The 17,598-nt window shown below is 71.3% G+C and carries 17 protein-coding genes and 1 pseudogene; 15 read left to right on the forward strand and 3 right to left on the reverse strand.

The features are described from left to right. Positions 1–108 precede the first annotated feature (108 nt). The 10 genes and pseudogenes from nuoF to JNW87_RS19815 all read left to right on the forward strand — a co-directional run bounded on the left by nuoF (position 109) and on the right by JNW87_RS19815 (position 13,237). Positions 109–1,425 carry an NADH-quinone oxidoreductase subunit NuoF gene (gene nuoF / locus JNW87_RS19770; protein WP_109801201.1) on the forward strand — a complete coding sequence of 439 codons (1,317 nt, stop codon included), beginning with the start codon at positions 109–111 and terminating at the stop codon, positions 1,423–1,425. After that, positions 1,425–3,916: pseudogene (locus JNW87_RS19775) on the forward strand (NADH-quinone oxidoreductase subunit G). The gene nuoF and the pseudogene JNW87_RS19775 overlap by 1 nt, the downstream one beginning before the upstream one ends. After that, the gene (gene nuoH / locus JNW87_RS19780) at positions 3,913–5,268 is read left to right on the forward strand and encodes an NADH-quinone oxidoreductase subunit NuoH (RefSeq protein ID WP_109801203.1); all 1,356 of its coding nucleotides are present in this window, start codon (positions 3,913–3,915) and stop codon (positions 5,266–5,268) included. Before JNW87_RS19775 ends, nuoH begins: the two are co-directional and overlap by 4 nt. 1 nt (position 5,269) lies before the next feature. Continuing rightward, on the forward strand, positions 5,270–5,911 hold the full coding sequence (gene nuoI / locus JNW87_RS19785) for an NADH-quinone oxidoreductase subunit NuoI (protein WP_109801204.1): 642 nt from the start codon (positions 5,270–5,272) through the stop codon (positions 5,909–5,911). Further along, positions 5,908–6,681 carry an NADH-quinone oxidoreductase subunit J gene (locus JNW87_RS19790; RefSeq protein WP_109801205.1) on the forward strand — a complete coding sequence of 258 codons (774 nt, stop codon included), beginning with the start codon at positions 5,908–5,910 and terminating at the stop codon, positions 6,679–6,681. Before nuoI ends, JNW87_RS19790 begins: the two co-directional genes overlap by 4 nt. After that, a complete protein-coding gene (nuoK, locus tag JNW87_RS19795) occupies positions 6,678–6,977 on the forward strand; it encodes an NADH-quinone oxidoreductase subunit NuoK (protein WP_088959269.1) in 300 nt (99 codons plus the stop codon). Before JNW87_RS19790 ends, nuoK begins: the two co-directional genes overlap by 4 nt. 11 nt (positions 6,978–6,988) lie before the next feature. Then, on the forward strand, positions 6,989–8,914 hold the full coding sequence (gene nuoL, locus JNW87_RS19800) for an NADH-quinone oxidoreductase subunit L (protein ID WP_109801206.1): 1,926 nt from the start codon (positions 6,989–6,991) through the stop codon (positions 8,912–8,914). 64 nt (positions 8,915–8,978) lie between these two features. Beyond that, positions 8,979–10,511, forward strand: coding sequence for an NADH-quinone oxidoreductase subunit M (locus JNW87_RS19805; RefSeq protein WP_109801207.1), 1,533 nt, complete (start codon positions 8,979–8,981; stop codon positions 10,509–10,511). Next, complete coding sequence (nuoN, locus tag JNW87_RS19810; RefSeq protein ID WP_109801208.1) at positions 10,508–12,061, forward strand: NADH-quinone oxidoreductase subunit NuoN; 1,554 nt, start codon at positions 10,508–10,510, stop codon at positions 12,059–12,061. Before JNW87_RS19805 ends, nuoN begins: the two co-directional genes overlap by 4 nt. Before the next feature lie 90 nt (positions 12,062–12,151). Continuing rightward, a complete protein-coding gene (locus tag JNW87_RS19815; protein ID WP_109801209.1) occupies positions 12,152–13,237 on the forward strand; it encodes a polyprenyl synthetase family protein in 1,086 nt (361 codons plus the stop codon). A 62-nt stretch (positions 13,238–13,299) separates the two neighbouring features. Here JNW87_RS19815 and JNW87_RS19820 read toward each other — a convergent pair whose 3' ends face one another. The 3 genes from JNW87_RS19820 to JNW87_RS19830 are packed head-to-tail and all read right to left on the reverse strand — an operon-like array spanning position 13,300 to position 14,618. Continuing rightward, a complete protein-coding gene (locus JNW87_RS19820; protein ID WP_375373522.1) occupies positions 13,300–13,815 on the reverse strand; it encodes an MFS transporter in 516 nt (171 codons plus the stop codon). Between the two features lie 59 nt (positions 13,816–13,874). After that, positions 13,875–14,258 carry a YsnF/AvaK domain-containing protein gene (locus tag JNW87_RS19825; RefSeq protein ID WP_109802149.1) on the reverse strand — a complete coding sequence of 128 codons (384 nt, stop codon included), beginning with the start codon at positions 14,256–14,258 and terminating at the stop codon, positions 13,875–13,877. A 3-nt stretch (positions 14,259–14,261) separates the two neighbouring features. Then, positions 14,262–14,618 (reverse strand): PRC-barrel domain-containing protein, encoded by a 357-nt coding sequence (locus JNW87_RS19830; RefSeq protein WP_238454179.1) that lies wholly within the window; start codon positions 14,616–14,618, stop codon positions 14,262–14,264. Positions 14,619–14,793: 175 nt separating this feature from the next. Between JNW87_RS19830 and JNW87_RS19835 the strand changes: the two genes are divergently transcribed. The 5 genes from JNW87_RS19835 to JNW87_RS19855 form a co-directional block, all read left to right on the forward strand. After that, on the forward strand, positions 14,794–15,186 hold the full coding sequence (locus tag JNW87_RS19835) for a DUF4190 domain-containing protein (RefSeq protein ID WP_109802151.1): 393 nt from the start codon (positions 14,794–14,796) through the stop codon (positions 15,184–15,186). Between the two features lie 45 nt (positions 15,187–15,231). Further along, positions 15,232–15,990: a HipA family kinase gene (locus JNW87_RS19840; protein WP_238454180.1), complete on the forward strand. Its 759-nt coding sequence runs from the start codon at positions 15,232–15,234 to the stop codon at positions 15,988–15,990. Then, positions 15,987–16,355: a DUF3037 domain-containing protein gene (locus tag JNW87_RS19845; RefSeq protein WP_109802153.1), complete on the forward strand. Its 369-nt coding sequence runs from the start codon at positions 15,987–15,989 to the stop codon at positions 16,353–16,355. Before JNW87_RS19840 ends, JNW87_RS19845 begins: the two co-directional genes overlap by 4 nt. Before the next feature lie 268 nt (positions 16,356–16,623). After that, a complete protein-coding gene (gene wrbA / locus JNW87_RS19850) occupies positions 16,624–17,241 on the forward strand; it encodes an NAD(P)H:quinone oxidoreductase (protein ID WP_109802154.1) in 618 nt (205 codons plus the stop codon). An 88-nt stretch (positions 17,242–17,329) separates the two neighbouring features. After that, a partial coding sequence (locus tag JNW87_RS19855) for an excisionase family DNA-binding protein (RefSeq protein ID WP_238454181.1) occupies positions 17,330–17,598 on the forward strand: 269 nt, incomplete at its 3' end.

Consider the following 17,598-nt stretch of genomic DNA (forward strand, 5'->3'; position numbering starts at 1 on the left):
CAAGCCCGCCGGTGACGAGGCCGGGGCGCAGGAGCGCAACCTCAAGGAAGCGTCGACGGGCGCCAACGGCGCGAGCCCGACCGTCGCGAGCGAAACGGGGGGCCAGAAGTGACCACTCCTCGGCCGGAGACGCTGGCCAAGCTGACGCCGGTGCTGACCAAGCGCTGGCTGTCGCCGGACGCCTGGCGGATCGGCACCTACGAGAAGCTGGACGGCTACGCCGCCCTGCGCAAGGCGCTCAACGCCCACCCGGACGACCTGATCCAGCTGATCAAGGACTCCGGGCTGCGCGGCCGCGGCGGCGCCGGCTTCCCGACCGGTCTGAAGTGGGGCTTCATCCCGCAGGGCGACGGCAAGCCGCACTACCTGGTGGTCAACGCCGACGAGGGCGAGCCGGGCACCTGCAAGGACCTGCCGCTGATGACGCACGACCCGCACTCGCTGGTCGAGGGCGTGATCATCGCGTCGTACGCGATCCGGGCCAACCGCGCCTACATCTACATCCGCGGCGAGGCGGTGCACGCCGCGCGCCGGCTGCGCAACGCGGTGGCCGAGGCGCGGGCCAAGGGTTACCTGGGCCGGAACATCATGGGCAGCGGCTTCGACCTGGAACTGGTGGTGCACTCCGGCGCCGGGGCGTACATCTGCGGTGAGGAGACCGCGCTGCTGGACTCGCTGGAGGGCTTCCGGGGCCAGCCCCGGCTGCGCCCGCCGTTCCCGGCGACCCACGGCCTGTACGCCAGCCCGACGGTGGTCAACAACGTCGGCACCATCGCCAGCGTGCCGTACATCGTGCTCGGCGGCGCGGACTGGTGGAAGACCATGGGCACGGAGAAGTCCTCCGGGCCGATGATCTACTCGCTGTCCGGCCGGATCGCCAACCCCGGCCAGTACGAGTGCTCGATGGGGATCACCCTGCGCGAGCTGATCGACCTGGCCGGCGGCATGCAGCCCGGGCACGAGCTGAAGTTCTGGACCCCGGGCGGGTCGTCGACCCCGCTGCTCACCGCCGAGCACCTGGACGTGCCGCTGGACTTCGAGGGGGTGGCGGCGGCCGGCTCGATCCTGGGCACCACGGCCACCCAGATCTTCTCCGACCAGGACTGCCCGGTGTACGCGACCTACCGCTGGCTGGAGTTCTACCACCACGAGTCGTGCGGCAAGTGCACCCCGTGCCGGGAGGGCAACTACTGGATGGTCCGGGTCTACCGACGGATCCTCGCCGGCCAGGGCACTCACGAGGACCTGGACACCCTGCTCGACACCTGCGACAACATCCTCGGCCGCTCGTTCTGCGGCCTGGGTGACGGTGCCACCAGCTCGGTGACCTCGTCGCTGAAGTACTTCAAGCAGGACTACCTCGACTACATCGAGGGACGTACCGCGCCGAAGCTGTCGGACAAGCAGCTGGTGGGAGCCCACTAATGACCGACGTAGCCAAGCAGACCGAGACCGTCACCCTCACCATCGACGGCGTCGAGGTCACCGCCCCCAAGGGCGCGCTGCTGATCCGGGTCGCCGAGCAGTTGGGCACCGAGATCCCGCGCTTCTGCGACCACCCGCTGCTGGCCCCGGCCGGCGCCTGCCGGCAGTGCCTGGTGGAGGTGGAGGGCCAGCGCAAGCCGGTCGCCTCCTGCACCCAGACGGTGGCCGACGGCATGGTGGTCCGCACCCAGCTCACCTCCCCGGTCGCGAAGAAGGCGCAGGAGGGGGTGATGGAGCTGCTGCTCCTCAACCACCCGCTGGACTGCCCGATGTGTGACAAGGGCGGCGAGTGCCCGCTGCAGAACCAGGCCATGTCCACCGGCCGCACCGACTCGCGCTTCCACGAGCACAAGCGGGAGTACGAGAAGCCGATGGCGATCAGCACCCAGGTGCTGCTCGACCGCGAGCGCTGCGTGCTCTGCCAGCGCTGCACCCGGTTCTCCGAGGAGATCGCCGGCGACAAGTTCATCGACCTGATGGGCCGGTCGTCCGCCGAGGAGATCAACATCTACCGGGACGACGCGTACGGCGAGGAGGGCGACGCGGGTGACGTGCCGTTCAACTCGTACTTCTCCGGGAACACCGTGCAGATCTGCCCGGTGGGCGCGCTGACCGGCGCGCAGTACCGGTTCCGGGCCCGCCCGTTCGACCTGGTCTCCAGCCCGAGCGTCTGCGAGCACTGCTCCGCCGGGTGCGCCCAGCGCACCGACTGGCGGCGCGGCAAGGTGCAGCGCCGGCTGGCCGGCGACGACCCGGCGGTGAACGAGGAGTGGAACTGCGACAAGGGGCGGTGGGCCTTCCAGTACACCCGCGCCTTCGACCGGATCACCACGCCGATGGTCCGCGACGAGCGGACCGGTGAGCTGCGCGAGGCGTCCTGGAGCGAGGCGCTGACCCGCGCCGCCGAGGGGCTGCGCGCCGCCCGGGACGGCGCTCGGGGCACGGCGGTGCTCACCGGCGGCCGGCTGACCGTCGAGGACGCCTACGCGTACGCGAAGTTCGCCCGGGTCGCGCTGAACACCAACGACATCGACTTCCGGGCCCGGCCGGTCTCCCGCGAGGAGGCCGACTTCCTGGCCAGCAACGTCGCCGGGGTCACCGACGTCACCTACGCGGACGTGGAGAACGCGCCCGCGGTGGTGCTGGTCGGCCTGGAGCCGGAGGAGGAGTGCCCGATCCTCTTCCTGCGGCTGCGCAAGGCGTACCTGAAGAAGAAGCTCACGGTGTACGCGCTGGCGCCGTTCGCCACCCGCGGCCTGGAGAAGCTCGGCGCCAAGCTGGCCCGGGTCGTGCCGGGCGAGGAGGCCAGCGTGCTGGCCGAGCACGCCACGGTCGCCGAGGCGCTCAGCACGCCGGGCGCGATCCTGATCGTCGGCGAGCGGCTGGGCGCCGTGCCGGGCGGGCTCTCCGCCGCGGCGGGCATCGCCCGGCGTACCGGGGCGAAGTTGGCCTGGGTGCCGCGACGCGCGGGTGACCGCGGCGCGGTCGACGCGGGCTGCCTGCCCAACCTGCTCCCCGGTGGCCGCCCGGTCACCGAGCCGGCCGCCCGGGCCGAGCTCGGCGAGGCGTGGGACATCGCGGCCGGGGTGATCCCGAGCCAGGCCGGCCGGGACACCGACGGCATCCTCACCGCCGCCGCGAACGGCCAGCTCGGCGCGCTGGTGGTGGCCGGCGTCGACCCGGCGACCTGGCCGACCCGCGGCTGGCCGAGCAGGCCCTCGACGCGGTGCCGTTCCTGGTCAGCCTGGAACTGCGGATGAGCGCGGTGGCCCGCCGGGCGGACGTGGTCTTCCCGGTCGCCCCGGTGGTCGAGAAGGCCGGCAGCTTCCTCGACTGGGAGGGCCGGCTGCGGCCCTTCGAGGCCGTGCTGGAGACCGCCGCGATGACCGACGGCCGGGTGCTCGACGCGCTCGCCGCGCAGCTCGACGTCCGGCTCGGCACCGGCGACGTGACGAGCGTCCGCCGGGAGCTCGGCGCGCTGCCGTCGACCCGGGTGGGCCGCCCGCCCGTCCCCACGGTCGAGCCGGCCGCCGTCCAACAGCCCGGACCGGGCGAGGCGGTGCTGGCCACCTGGCACCAGCTGATCGACCTGGGCAGCCTGACCGACGGCGACGAGCACCTCGCCGGCACCGCGCGCCCGCCGGTGGTCCGGCTGGGCAAGGGCACCGCCGAGGCGATCGGCGTCGCCGACGGTGACCCGGTCACGGTGGGCACCGACCGCGGGGCACTCACCCTGCCGGCGGCGATCACCGAGATGCCGGACGGCGTCGTCTGGCTGCCGACCAACTCACCCGGCTCGACCGTGCGGCGCAGCCTCGGCGCGACGTCCGGCACGGTCGTACGGCTCAGCGCGCCCGCCGCGACCGGTCCGGTCGCCGCGGACGCGGCCGGTCGTCCGGGTCCCCTCCTCAACTCCGGGGGTATCCAGTGAACGCCCTCTACCTGGCGCAGGATCCGACGCTGGCGGACTTCGGCAAGGATCCGTGGTGGCTGGTCCTCGGCAAGATCGTCTTCGCCTTCGTCTTCGGTCTGCTGGCCACGCTGCTCGGCGTCTGGTTCGAGCGCCGGGTCGTCGGCTACATGCAGGTCCGGCCCGGCCCCAACCAGGTCGGCCCGTTCGGCCTGCTCCAGACGCTCGCCGACGGCCTGAAGATGGCCTTCAAGGAGGACATCCTGCCGCGGACGGCGGACAAGGTGGTCTTCTTCTTCGCGCCGACCATCTCGGTGATCTGCGCGGTCACCTCGCTGTCGGTGGTGCCGTTCGGCCCGATGGTCAGCATCTTCGGCCACCACACGCCGCTGCAGGTCACCGACGTGTCGGTGGCGGTGCTGGTGATCCTCGCCTGCTCCTCGATGGGCATCTACGGCATCGTGCTCGGCGGTTGGGCCTCTGGCTCGACGTACCCGCTGCTCGGTGGCCTCCGCTCCAGCGCCCAGATGATCTCGTACGAGGTCGCGATGGGGCTGAGCATCGTGGCGGTGTTCATGACCGCCGGCACGATGTCCACCAGCGGGATCGTCGCCGCGCAGGCGCACGGCACGCGGCTGAGCCTCGGCGGCTGGGAGGTCGCCGCACCCGGCTGGTACGCGATCCTGCTGCTGCCCAGCTTCATCATCTTCTTCATCGCCACCGTCGGTGAGACCAACCGGGCGCCGTTCGACCTGCCCGAGGCGGAGTCGGAGCTGGTCGCGGGCTTCATGACCGAGTACAGCTCGCTGAAGTTCGCGCTGTTCATGCTCTCCGAGTACGTCTCGATGGTGACCATGTCCGCGGTCACCACCACGCTCTTCCTCGGCGGGTGGCGGGCGCCGGCGCCGATCACCACCTTCTGGGCCGGCGCCAACTCCGGTTGGTGGCCGATGCTCTGGTTCTTCGGCAAGGTGCTGATCCTGGTCTTCGTCTTCGTCTGGCTGCGGGGCACCCTGCCCCGGCTCCGCTACGACCAGTTCATGCGCTTCGGCTGGAAGGTCCTGCTGCCGATCAACCTGGTCTGGATCCTGGTCCTGTCCGGGCTGCGCTCGATCGAGGACTGGCAGTCCCGGGACCGGCTGCTCGCCACCGCGATCGGCGCGGGCGTGCTGCTGCTGGCCACGCTCTTCTGGCCCAGTCGCAGGCGGGAGCCGAGGCCGACGCTCCAGGAACAGGTCAACAGCCGTCCGCACGGCAGCTTCCCGCTGCCCCCGATGGACCTGCAGGTACCACCGAGCCCGCGCACCAAGCGCGTGGTCGCCGAGCGGGAGCCGGCCAACGTCGCCGCCGGCTCGGACTCCAGGGAGGTGTGACGTGGGCGCGATCACCGGAACGTTCAAGGGCTTCGGAGTCACCTTCTCGCACATGTTCAGGAAGGTCGTCACCACCGACTACCCGTTCAAGCCGCCGGTGTCGGCGCCGCGCTACCACGGGCGGCACATCCTCAACCGGCACCCGGACGGGCTGGAGAAGTGCATCGGCTGCGAGCTGTGCGCCTGGGCCTGCCCGGCGGACGCGATCTACGTGGAGGGTGGCGACAACACCGAGGAGCAGCGCTTCTCCCCGGGTGAGCGGTACGCCAGCGTCTACCAGATCAACTACGCCCGGTGCATCTTCTGCGGGCTCTGCATCGAGGCCTGCCCGACCCGTTCGCTCACCATGAGCAACGAGTACGAGCTGGCCCGGGACAACCGGCAGGACCTGATCTTCACCAAGGAGCAGCTGCTCGCGCCGCTGCTGCCGGGGATGGAGCAGCCGCCGCACCCGATGCGGCTGGGTGACAGCGAGAAGGACTACTACATCGGTTCGCTGACCAACCCGGGCACCTCGGCCGGTGCCGAGCACTCGCCGATGGGCCCCGGTCGGTACCAGGTGGAGGAGCACCCCGGCGTGACCTTCCCCGGCGCCGAGCAGGCGGCCCAGCGGGCAGCGGCAGGCAAGGGAGACGGCGCATGACCACGCAGACGGTGCTCGCCGAGGCGGCCTCGGTCTCCGGCGGCGAGGCGGTGACCTTCTGGATCCTGGCCCCGCTGGCGCTGATCGGCGCGATCGGCATGGTCTGGGCCCGCAACGCGGTGCACTCCGCGCTCTGGCTGGTGCTGACCATGCTCTGCCTGGGCGTGTTCTACGTGCTCCAGGCGGGTCCGTTCATCGGCATGGTGCAGATCATCGTCTACACCGGCGCGATCATGATGCTCTTCCTGTTCGTGCTGATGCTGGTCGGCCGGGACGCCTCGGACTCGCTGATCGAGACGCTGCGCGGGCAGCGGACCGCCGCGGTCCTGCTCGGGCTCGGCTTCGCCGGCCTGGTTGGCAGCGGCCTCTACCGGGCCCTGCACGGCGTCCGGGCGGTCGGCCTGGAACAGGCCAACGCCGAGGGCAACGTGCAGGGCATCGCCCGGCTGCTCTTCACCAAGTACGTCTTCGCCTTCGAGCTGACCTCGGCGCTGCTGATCACGGCCGCGGTCGGCGCGATGGTGCTGGCGCACGTGGAGCGGCGCAAGGAGGACCGGATGGACCAGGTCGCCACCATGAAGGCCCGGTTCCGCCCCGGCAACTACCCCGGTCCGAAGCCCGGTCCGGGCGTCTTCGCCACCTCCTCCTCGGTGGCCACCCCGGCCCGCCTGCCCGACGGCCGGCTGACCGAGCGCAGCACGCCGGACATCCTGCCGGTCCGTGAGCTGACCGCCGAGGAGACCTCGCTGAAGGGGACGGACAAGAAATGACCCCCGACTACTACCTGATCCTCGCCGCGGTGCTGTTCACCATCGGCGCCGTCGGGGTGCTGGTCCGGCGTAATGCCATCGTGCTGTTCATGTGCGTCGAGCTGATGCTCAACGCGGCCAACCTGACGCTGGTCACCTTCAGCCGGATCAACGGTGACCTCAACGGTCAGATCATGGCGTTCTTCGTGATGGTGGTGGCGGCGGCCGAGGTCGTGGTCGGGCTCGCGATCATCATGTCGATCTTCCGGACTCGACGCTCGGCGAGCGTCGACGACGCCAACCTGCTCAAGTACTAAGGGGCAAGCAAGTGGAAGAGACTGTGCGGTACGCAGAGGCCACGGGCTTGCTGGGCAGCGTCTGGCTGCTCGTGGCGATCCCGCTGGTAAGCGCGGCGATCCTGCTGCTGCTCGGCCGGCGGGCCGACCGCTGGGGGCACTGGCTGGGGGTGGCCGCCATCGGCGCCGCCTTCGTGCTCGGCCTGACCTACTTCTTCCAGCTGCGTGGCCTGGAGAACAAGTCGGTCGAGCAGAGCCTGTGGCAGTTCATCTCGGTCGGCGACTTCAAGGTGGACTTCGGCCTGCTCTTCGACCCGCTGGCCGCGGTCTTCGTGCTGCTGATCACCGGGGTGGGCTTCCTGATCCACCTCTACGCGGTCGAGTACATGGCGCACGACGAGGGCCGCCGGCGGTTCTTCGCGTACTTCAACCTCTTCGTCGCCGCGATGCTCCTGCTGGTGCTCGGCAACAACTACGTGATGCTGTACTTCGGCTGGGAGGGCGTCGGTCTGGCGTCGTACCTGCTGATCTCCTTCTGGTACGGACGGCCGAGCGCGGCCACCGCGGGCAAGAAGGCCTTCCTGATGAACCGGGTCGGCGACGCCGGCCTGGCCATCGGCATCTTCGTCATGTTCGCCACCCTCGGCACCACCCAGTACGACGAGGTCTTCAACGGCGTGGGCGCGCTGACCGGCACCACCGTGCTGGTGCTCGGCCTGCTGCTGCTGCTCGGCGCGGCCGGCAAGTCCGGCCAGTTCCCGCTCCAGGCGTGGCTGCCGGACGCGATGGAGGGCCCGACCCCGGTGTCGGCGCTCATCCACGCGGCCACCATGGTCACCGCGGGCGTCTACCTGATCGCCCGCTCCAACCCGATCTTCTCGGCCAACCACACCCTGCAGCTCGTGGTGGTCAGCGTCGGGGCGCTCACCCTGCTGATGGGCTGCCTCATCGGCGCGGCCAAGGACGACATCAAGCGGGTGCTGGCCTGGTCCACGGTCAGCCAGATCGGCTACATGTTCCTCGGCGTCGGGCTCGGCGGCGGGGCGTACGCGCTGGCCATCGTGCACCTGCTGGCGCACGGCTTCTTCAAGGCCAACATGTTCCTCGGCGCCGGCTCGGTGATGCACGGCATGAACGACCAGGTGGACATCCGCCGCTTCGGCAACCTGTCCAAGTACATGAAGGCCACCTGGCTGACCTTCATGATGGGCTGGCTCGCCATCATCGGCATGTTCCCGTTCTCCGGCTTCTTCTCCAAGGAGCCGATCATCGTGGCCGCGTTCGAGCGGGAGGGCTGGACCGCCTGGCTCTTCGGCGGCGCGGCGCTGCTCGGCGCCGGGCTCACCGCCTTCTACATGACCCGGCTCTTCGTGCTCACCTTCCACGGCCCGGCCCGCTGGACCGAGGACATCGAGCACCCGCACGAGTCGCCGAAGCTGATGACCATCCCGCTGGTCCTGCTCGCGATCGGGTCGGTCGGCGCCGGCTTCCTGCTCGCCACTTCCGTGCCGGACTGGCTGCAGGCCACCGGCGGGCTGGGCGGCCAGGAGGAGGGGCACGAGGCGGTCCTCGCGCACTGGCTGATCACCGCGCTCTCGCTGCTGGTCACCGTGCTCGGCGCCGGGCTGGCCTGGGCGCTGTTCCGCACCGGCACGGCCACCGCGCCGCAGCCGGCCGGCGTGCTGGTCACCGCCGCCCGCCGGAACCTCTACACGGACGCCGTCAACGAGGCGGTCTTCGAGAAGCCGGGCATCTTCCTCACCCGGGCGCTGGTCTTCCTCGACAACCGGGGCGTCGACGGGCTGGTCAACGGCCTCGCCGCCGCGGTGGGCGGTGGATCGGGCCGGCTCCGGCGGCTGCAGACCGGCTTCGTGCGGTCGTACGCGACCTCGATCCTGACCGGCGCGCTGCTCGTGGTGGCGGCGTTCCTGGCGGTGCAGGCGGGGTGGCTGGCGTGATCGACCTCAACACGACCGCCCCCGCCGGCGGGCCACGCAGTCACGACGGAGGTAAGGCCGAATAATGTCCAACTTCCCGTTCCTCTCGGTGCTGACCGTGGCACCGCTGGTCGGCGCACTGGTCGTGGCCCTGCTGCCGCGCCGCTCGCCCGAGCTGGCCAAGCAGGTGGCGTTCGGCTGGTCGCTGCTGGTGCTGGTGCTGTCGGTGATCATGTGGATCACCTTCCAGGCCGACGGTGACCGGTTCCAGTTCCGCGAGTCGTACCCGTGGATCCCGAACTGGGGCGTCAACTTCACCTTCGCCGCCGACGGCATCGCGCTGGTCATGCTGATGCTGATCGCGATCCTGGTGCCGCTGGTGATCCTGGCGTCGTGGCACGACGCCGAGTCGTCGAAGCGCTCCGTGCCGGTCTACTTCGCCCTGCTGCTCGTCCTCGAGTGCACGATGATCGGCGTCTTCGCCGCCGCCGACGTCTTCCTGTTCTACGTGTTCTTCGAGGTCATGCTCGTGCCGATGTACTTCCTCATCGGCAGCTACGGCGGCCACCAGCGGCAGTACGCGGCGGTGAAGTTCTTCCTCTACTCCCTGGTCGGCGGCCTGTTCATGCTGGCCGCGGTGATCGGCCTCTGGGTGGTCGGCGGGAAGACCTTCGACTGGCAGGCGCTGAGCCAGGTGGACATCTCCACCGGCACCGCCCGCTGGCTCTTCCTCGGCTTCTTCCTCGCCTTCGCGATCAAGGCGCCCTTCTTCCCGTTCCACACCTGGCTGCCGGACGCCGGTGGCGCGGCCCCGGCCGGCGCGGCGGCGCTGCTGGTCGGCGTGCTCGACAAGGTCGGCACGTTCGGCATCCTGCGGTACTGCCTGCCGCTGTTCCCCGAGGCGTCGCGCTGGTTCGCGCCGTGGGCGCTGGCGCTCGGAGTGATCGGCATCATCTACGCCGCGCTGCTGGCGGTCGGCCAGAACGACCTCAAGCGGCTGGTGTCGTACACCTCGATCGCGCACTTCGGCTTCATCGGCGTGGGCATCTTCGCCTTCACCACCCAGGCCGGCACCGGCGCGGTGCTCTACATGCTCAACCACGGCCTCGCCACCGGCCTGCTCTTCCTGGTGGTGGGCATGCTGATCGCGCGCCGCGGCTCGGCCCTGATCAGCGACTTCGGCGGCGCCGGCAAGCTCGTCCCGGTGCTGGCCGGGGTGCTCTTCTTCGCCGGTCTCGCCTCGCTGGCGCTGCCCGGCACCGCGCCGTTCGTCTCCGAGTTCCTGGTGCTGATCGGCACCTTCACCACCAACAAGCCGGTCGCGGTGATCGCCACGCTCGGCATCATCCTGGCCGCCGCGTACGTGCTGTGGATGGTGCAGCGCACCACCCAGGGCACCCTCAACCCGGCCCTGACCGAGGTCGAGGGCATGCGCCGCGACCTCACCCTGCGCGAGAAGGTCGTGGTCGCCCCGCTGATCGCGCTGATCGTGCTGCTCGGCTTCTATCCCAAGCCGGTCACCGATGTCATCAACCCCGCCGTCCGCGCGACCATGCAGGACGTCGGTCGGACCGATCCCGCCCCGACGGTCGGCAGCGTCCAGGAGGCCGCAAAATGACCGAGCTGAAGTTGCCGTCGATCGACTACGCGGCGCTCGCTCCGATCCTGATCATGCTGGGCGTCGCCCTGGTCGGCGTCCTGGTCGAGGCGTTCGTGCCCCGGCGCCTGCGCAACACGGTGCAGCTCACGCTCGCCCTGGCGGCGGTGCTCGGCGCGCTCACCATGGTCATCCTCAACTCCGACGACCGGCTGCTCACCGCCGGCCAGGCGATCGCGGTGGACGGGCCGACGCTCTTCCTCCAGGGCGCGATCCTGGTCCTCGCCGCGATGGCGCTGCTGCTCATCGGCGAGCGCTCGATCGAGCGGGGCGGGGCGTTCGTCGCCCACGCCGCGGTCACCGCCGAGTCGCCCGACGACCGGCGGCAGGCCGAGGGCGCGAGCGGGACCACCGAGGTGTACCCGCTGGCCACCTTCGCGATCGGCGGCATGCTGATCTTCGTGGCGGCGAACGACCTGCTGACCATGTTCATCGCGCTCGAGGTCTTCTCGCTGCCGCTCTACCTGCTCTGCGCGCTGGCCCGCCGCCGGCGGCTGCTGAGCCAGGAGGCGGCGATGAAGTACTTCATGCTCGGCGCGTACGCGTCGGCGTTCTTCCTCTTCGGCGTGGCGCTGATCTACGGCTTCACCTCCGGCATCCCGGGCCGGACCGCCGGGGTCGACTTCGCCACCGTGCACGCCGCGGTCACCGACTCCCCGGCCAGCCCGGTGCTGCTCTTCGCCGGGATGGCGCTGCTCGCCATCGGCCTGCTCTTCAAGGCGGCCGCCGCGCCGTTCCACGTCTGGACGCCGGACGTCTACCAGGGCGCCCCGACGCCGGTCACCGGGTTCATGGCCGCCTGCACCAAGGTCGCCGCGTTCGGCGCCCTGCTGCGGGTCTTCCACGTCGCGTTCTCCGGGGCGGCCTGGGACTTCACCCCGGTCCTCGGCGCGGTGGCGGTGCTGACCATGCTGGTCGGCGCGGTGCTGGCGGTCACCCAGACCGACATCAAGCGGCTGCTGGCGTACTCGTCGATCGCGAACGCCGGCTACCTGCTGGTGGGCGTGCTGGCGCCCAGCAAGGACGGGCTCTCCGGCACGATGTTCTACCTGGTGGCGTACGGCTTATCGGTGCTCGCCGCGTTCGCCGTGGTGACCCTGGTCCGGGACGCCGACGGCGAGGCCACCCACCTGTCCCGCTGGGCCGGGCTGGGGCGGCGGTCCCCGTTCTTCGCGGCGATCTTCACCTTCCTCCTGCTCGCCTTCGCCGGTATCCCGCTGACCAGCGGCTTCATGAGCAAGGTCGCCGTCTTCGGCGCGGCGTGGGCAAGCGGGAACGCGTGGCTTGTCGTGGCAGGCGTGGTGACCAGCATGGTGCTGGCCTTCCCCTACCTGCGGGTCGTGGTGATGATGTGGCTCTCCGAGCCCGGCGACGCCACCCCGACGGTCACCGTGCCGGGCGCGCTCACCTCGGCGGCCCTGGTGATCGGCGTGCTCGCCACCCTGGTCCTGGGGGTCGCCCCGGCGCCGCTGCTCGACCTGGCCAACGGTGCCGCCGAATTCGTGCGATGACGGAGGTCGTCCCACCGGGGGCCGGTACGCCGTGGCGTGCCGGCCCCCGGTCCGTGTCCCCCTGTCCAGGGCAGGTCGAACGGGTGTGGCATGGTTGAAGACGTGGTGATTCCGGCTGGCGAGCGTTCAGGTGCCACCGGCTCCGGCGGTCGTCGGGGTCCGGAGGGCACGGGTCAGTTCGGCGCGCTCGGCCTGCAGCTCGCCGATCCCCGCGTCGAGGCTTCCGTGCTGGGCCTGCTGGAGGACGTCGAGGGTGAGCTGCGGGCCAGCGTGGCCAGCGCCGACCCGCTCGTCACCGAGGCCGCGCGGCACCTGATGGAGGCCGGCGGGAAGCGGTTCCGCCCGCTGCTGGTCGCGTTGGGCGCGCAGTTCGGCGACCCGACCGGGCCGCAGGTCGTCCCGGCCGCCGTGGTGATGGAACTCACCCACCTGGCGACGCTCTACCACGACGACGTGATGGACGAGGCGGCCGTGCGGCGGGGCGCCCCGAGCGCCAACTCGCGCTGGGCCAACTCGGTCGCCATCCTGGTCGGCGACTACCTCTTCGCCCGCGCCGCCGACCTGGCGGCCGACCTGGGCCCCGAGGCGGTCCGCCTGCAGGCGCGCACCTTCGCCCGGCTGGTGCACGGGCAGATCGCCGAGACCGTCGGCCCCCGGGACGGCGAGGACCCGGTCGACCACTACCTGAACGTCATCGCCGGGAAGACCGGTTCACTGATCGCCACCTCGGCCCGGTTCGGCGGCATGTTCGGCGGCGCGTCGGCCGAGCACACCGAGGCGCTGGCCGGGTACGGCGAGATCATCGGGGTGGCCTTCCAGCTCTCCGACGACCTGCTCGACATCGCCTCCGAGTCGACCCAGTCCGGCAAGACCCCCGGCACCGACCTGCGCGAGGGCGTACCGACCCTGCCGGTGCTCTACGCGCTCGCCGCGGACGACTCCGATGCCGCCTCCGTCCGGCTCCGGGAGATCCTGGCCACCGGCCCGCTGGTCGACGACGCGCTGCACGCCGAGGCCCTCGGCCTGCTCCGCGAATCTCCCGCGCTCAAGCGGGCCCGCGAGACCGTGCGCAGCTACGCCGAGGACGCCCGGACCCAGCTCGCCCCCCTCCCGCAGGGCCCGGCCCGCCGCGCCCTCGAATCCCTCTGCGACTACATCGCCGACCGCACCAGCTGACCCCGCGCCGGGCCGCTCCCTCCCGGGCGCACTCCCGCCCAGGGCGGGCCGGGGCAGAGCCGTCAGGGGTGGGTGAGCAGGCGGCTGCCGGTGAGCATGAGGGTGGCGGCCACCAGCATCGACGCCGCCGCGACGGCCCACATGGTGGGGTAGCCGAGGTGGGCGGCGACGGCGCCGAGGGCGAGCGGGCCGAGGCAGCCGCCCGCGTACACCCCGGTCTGGGTGATCGAGGTGGCGGCGGCCGGGGCCTGCGGGTGCAGCTTGACCACGGCGAAGTTCATCAGCCCGGGCCAGGCCCAGCCGAGACCGAAGCCGAGCACCACGCCGGCGACCAGCGGCACCGGGCCGGCCAGCGCGAGCAGGCCCAGCCCGCCGGCGCCGACCACCAGCATCCCGGCGATCAGGGCGACGTGGCCGCCGGCCCGGCGGTCGGCGAGCCAGCCCGCGCCCACCCGGGCCACCACGCAGACCGCGCTGCCCAGGGTCAGCGTGAGGCCGGCCAGGCCCGGTGACAGCCCCCGGCCGACCGACGAGTCCACCACGAACGTGCCCAGCGCGTTGGCCGCTGCGGCGGCCAACGTCGCCGCCAGCCTGGTCGCCCACCCGCCCGGGTTACCCGCGTCAGCCCGCAGAACCGTCAGCGGTTCCGGCGCGCCCGCTCGGGCACGTCCGCGTCGACCAGCTCGCGGCGGACCTGCGCGTTGACCGGCTCCTCCTCGACCACCTCGTCCTTGTCGAGCCGCACCCGCTCGACCGGGACCTGGTCCTTGGCGGCCACCGGATGCTCGGCGCGCAGCTCCATCTCCCGCTGCTCGTCGCCGATGTCCGGCCGGACGTCGCCCCGGTTCGCCGCGGTGATCGGCTCCCGGACCACGCTCACCTCGTCGTGCTCCACCGGGACCGCGGTCTGCACGTTCTCGGTCACCACGTGCTTACGGAGCCGGGCCGTGCCGGCGGGCTCGCTCTCGGTGCCGACCCGCAGCCGCTCCTCCGAGCGGACCACCTCGGGTGCGCCCGGCATCCGCTACGGCGGCTGCTCCGGTTGCCGGGCCGCGCCCTGCTGCTGCAGCTGGTAGTGCTGATACAGCTGGGTGAGCTGGTCCGTGCCGAGCGGCTGGTCGGTGCCCGTCTCGACGCTGGGCGCGCTGCGGACGGTCGCCTTGTCGTACGCCACCTGGAGGCGGCCGAACTCCTGCATCCGGGCCGCCTGAAGCGGGGCCATCGACTCGTGGTGGCCCATCACCCCGGTCTTCACGCTGACCCAGGTGGGCTCGCCGGCGGCGTCGGCCCAGACCTGGCCCACACTGCCGATCTTCGCACCCGAACGGTCCTGGACGTCCTGTCCGTACAGCGAACGGATCTGCTGCTCGGTCAGTCGCATGGTTCGTCCTTCCTCTCGTGGGTCACGACCTGAGTCCCCGCCGGGATTCGCGGCATTCGCCAGAGCCGGGACGAACAGGAGCAGAAGTGCCGGAAGTGACCTGGGCTGCACGCATAAGCGTCGCTGTAGCGGGGATGCGCCTGCCGCGACCGACGCGAGGAATGCGAGGTGTGGGATGACAGCGTCCAGCGAACCGGCCGGCGGCGCCGGCAGGGGCGCAGCCCGTCCGGCCGCCCCGGCGACCCAGGCCAAGACCAGCGCCGCCGCCACCTTCGCGCTGGTCTTCGGAGTGGCCGGCCTGCTCAGCGTCCTCACCGCGATCCTGGCGTCGGTAGGGCTGCTGCTCGGCATCATCGGCGTCATCCTCGGCATCGTCGGGCTGAAGATGAGCCGGCGGCCCGGGGTGACCGGACGCGGCGTGGCCATCGGTGGCCTGGTCCTCAGCGCCCTGGCGGTGCTGCTCGGGCTGGCGCTCGCCGCCGGCATCAGCACCTTCCTCAACAACGAGCAGGCGGTGGACCGGCTGGAGAAGCGGGTCACCGATCTGCGCGACAAGCTCAACGACTGACCGACGGCCGGTCCCCGCATCACGGTGGCCGGTTAGGGTTGGCGCGTGCTCCGTCAGGTCACCGGCATCCGGTACGTCACCCCGCTGCGCGAGGGCGGCTCGCTGCCCGGCGTGGTGGAAGCCGACGACCTCGGCACCTACGTGGCGAAGTTCCGCGGCGCCGGGCAGGGGCCGAAGGCGCTGGTGGCGGAGGTGATCTGCGGCGAACTGGCCCGCCGGCTCGGGCTGGCCGTGCCGCCGCTGGTGGTGCTCACCATCGACCCCGTCATCGGCCGGGCCGAGCCCGACCAGGAGGTGCAGGAGCTGCTGCGCAACAGCGGCGGCGCGAACCTGGGGATGGACTTCCTGCCCGGCGCGCTCGGCTACGACCCGGTCGCCCACCCGGTCGACGCGGCGCTGGCCTCCCGGGTGCTCTGGTTCGACGCGTTCACCGAGAACGTCGACCGGAGCTGGCGCAACCCCAACCTGCTGATCTGGCACCGGCAGCTGTGGCTGATCGACCACGGCGCCACCCTGTACTTCCATCACAATTGGCCGCGCGCCGAGGCCGCCGTGCACCGGGCCTACCGGGCCGACGACCACGTGCTCGCCCCGTACGCCACCCGGCTGGCCGAGGCGGACGCCGAGCTCGCCCCGCGGATCGACCGGGAGCTGCTCACCGAGGTCCTCGCGCTGGTGCCGGCGGAGTGGCTGACCGGCCCGGACTTCGACACCCCCGACGCCGCCCGGGCGGCGTACGTGGACCACCTGGCCCGGCGGGTGGCGCGGACCGACGCCTGGCTGCCCGCGGGGAGCGTGGCATGAGAGAGCCGTTCGAGTACGCGGTGATCCGGCTGGTGCCCCGGGTGGAGCGCGGCGAGCAGATCAACGTGGGCGTGCTCCTCTACTGCCAGGCCCGCGGTTTCCTCGGTGCGCGTACCCATCTGGACGCCGACCGGGCGCGCGCCCTGGCCCCCGATGTGGACCTGGAGGCGGTGGCGGCGGCGCTGGGCTCCTGGGACCGGACCTGCGGCGGCGACGGGCCGGCGCGGACGATGAAGCCGGGGGAGCGGTTCCGCTGGCTGGCCGCCCCGCGGAGCACGATGATCCAGGCCGGTCCGGTGCACACCGGGCTGACCGCCGATCCGGCGGCGGAGCTCGACCGGCTGATGGCCGTCCTGGTCCGCTGAACCCTGATCGCGCTACGCCAGCCTGGTCGCCGGCGGAGCGCGATCCCCCGTTCAGGTTCGCCGGTGTGGGGCGGTGGCGGGGTTCCGCCGACACCGGTGCGACCAGGATCCCCGGCCGGCGGAGCCACGGCACCGTTGCGGATCGGAACTTGCGGAAATCTTGAGCAGGCGCAACCTATCGACCTCGATGACTGTGTGCGGTGACCGTTTGACGCCGCAAACAACGGGTAGTCGCCGGAGCTGATCCGATTTGAGGAGGGAACGTCTGATGGATGGTCGGACCAAGGTCGCGGTGATCTACTACAGCGCGACCGGCATCACCTACCAGATGGCGCAGTCAGCGGTCGAAGCCGCCGGCGAGGCCGGGGCCGAGGTGCGCCTGCGCAAGGTACGTGAGCTGGCGCCCGACGAGGCGGTCCGCTCCAACTCCGGCTGGCAGGCGCACCACCTGGAGACCCAGGACGTGATGGAGGCGCAGCTCGACGACCTCTCCTGGGCCGACGCGGTGATCTTCGGCTCGCCCACCCGGTACGGCATGGTCGCCGCCCAGCTCAAGCAGTTCATCGACACCACCGGCCCGCTCTGGGCCCAGGGCTCGCTGGCCAACAAGGTGTACTCGGCGTTCTGCTCGACGGCCACCTCGCACGGCGGCCAGGAGTCCACCCTGCTGGCCCTGTTCAACGTCTTCTACCACTGGGGCGGCATCGTGGTGGCCCCCGGCTACACCGACCCCAGCCAGTTCGTCGCGGGCAACCCGTACGGCGCCTCGCACACCAGCAACAACGGCGAGACCGCGCCCGACGACATCGCGCTCAAGGCGACCGCGCTGACCGTCCGACGCGCGGTGCAGATCAGCACGGCGCTGAAGAAGGGCCTGGCCGGCTGACCCCGGCGGGCGGCGACCGGTGGTCGGACGGAGGGTGTGCAACTGTTGGCTGATTGACTAAGCGAAGCTATGTGATACGTTCTTGATCATGTCGTTGCTGCGTCTGGGTCCGGCCGCTGAGTACATCGGTGTGCATCCTGTGACGCTGCGCCGGTGGGCGGATGAGGGACGGGTGGCGGTGACGTGGGTTGGTCGGGAGCGTCGGTTCGACTCTGCGTTGCTCGATGCGTTCGTTGGACGGGGTGAGGCGGAACGGCCGCGCCGTGAGGCGTTGTATGTGCGGGTGTCGGGTACGTCTGGCCAGGAGACGTCGCTGGTGGCCCAAGAGGCGGAACTGCGGGCTACTGCTGCCGCCGA

Source organism: Micromonospora sp. ATA51, from assembly GCF_016802855.1.
GTDB classification, from domain to species: domain Bacteria; phylum Actinomycetota; class Actinomycetes; order Mycobacteriales; family Micromonosporaceae; genus Micromonospora; species Micromonospora sicca.

Excerpts from the sequence above, each read along its gene's own strand:
- JNW87_RS19790 (WP_109801205.1), top strand. The coding sequence starts at position 5,908 with ATGACCACGCAGACGGTGCTCGCCGAGGCGGCCTCGGTCTCCGGCGGC.
- nuoK (WP_088959269.1), top strand. The coding sequence starts at position 6,678 with ATGACCCCCGACTACTACCTGATCCTCGCCGCGGTGCTGTTCACCATC.
- JNW87_RS19805 (WP_109801207.1), top strand. The coding sequence starts at position 8,979 with ATGTCCAACTTCCCGTTCCTCTCGGTGCTGACCGTGGCACCGCTGGTC.
- nuoN (WP_109801208.1), top strand. The coding sequence starts at position 10,508 with ATGACCGAGCTGAAGTTGCCGTCGATCGACTACGCGGCGCTCGCTCCG.
- JNW87_RS19815 (WP_109801209.1), top strand. The coding sequence starts at position 12,152 with ATGGTTGAAGACGTGGTGATTCCGGCTGGCGAGCGTTCAGGTGCCACC.
- JNW87_RS19825 (WP_109802149.1), bottom strand. The coding sequence starts at position 14,258 with ATGCCGGGCGCACCCGAGGTGGTCCGCTCGGAGGAGCGGCTGCGGGTC.
- JNW87_RS19830 (WP_238454179.1), bottom strand. The coding sequence starts at position 14,618 with ATGCGACTGACCGAGCAGCAGATCCGTTCGCTGTACGGACAGGACGTC.
- JNW87_RS19835 (WP_109802151.1), top strand. The coding sequence starts at position 14,794 with ATGACAGCGTCCAGCGAACCGGCCGGCGGCGCCGGCAGGGGCGCAGCC.
- JNW87_RS19845 (WP_109802153.1), top strand. The coding sequence starts at position 15,987 with ATGAGAGAGCCGTTCGAGTACGCGGTGATCCGGCTGGTGCCCCGGGTG.
- wrbA (WP_109802154.1), top strand. The coding sequence starts at position 16,624 with ATGGATGGTCGGACCAAGGTCGCGGTGATCTACTACAGCGCGACCGGC.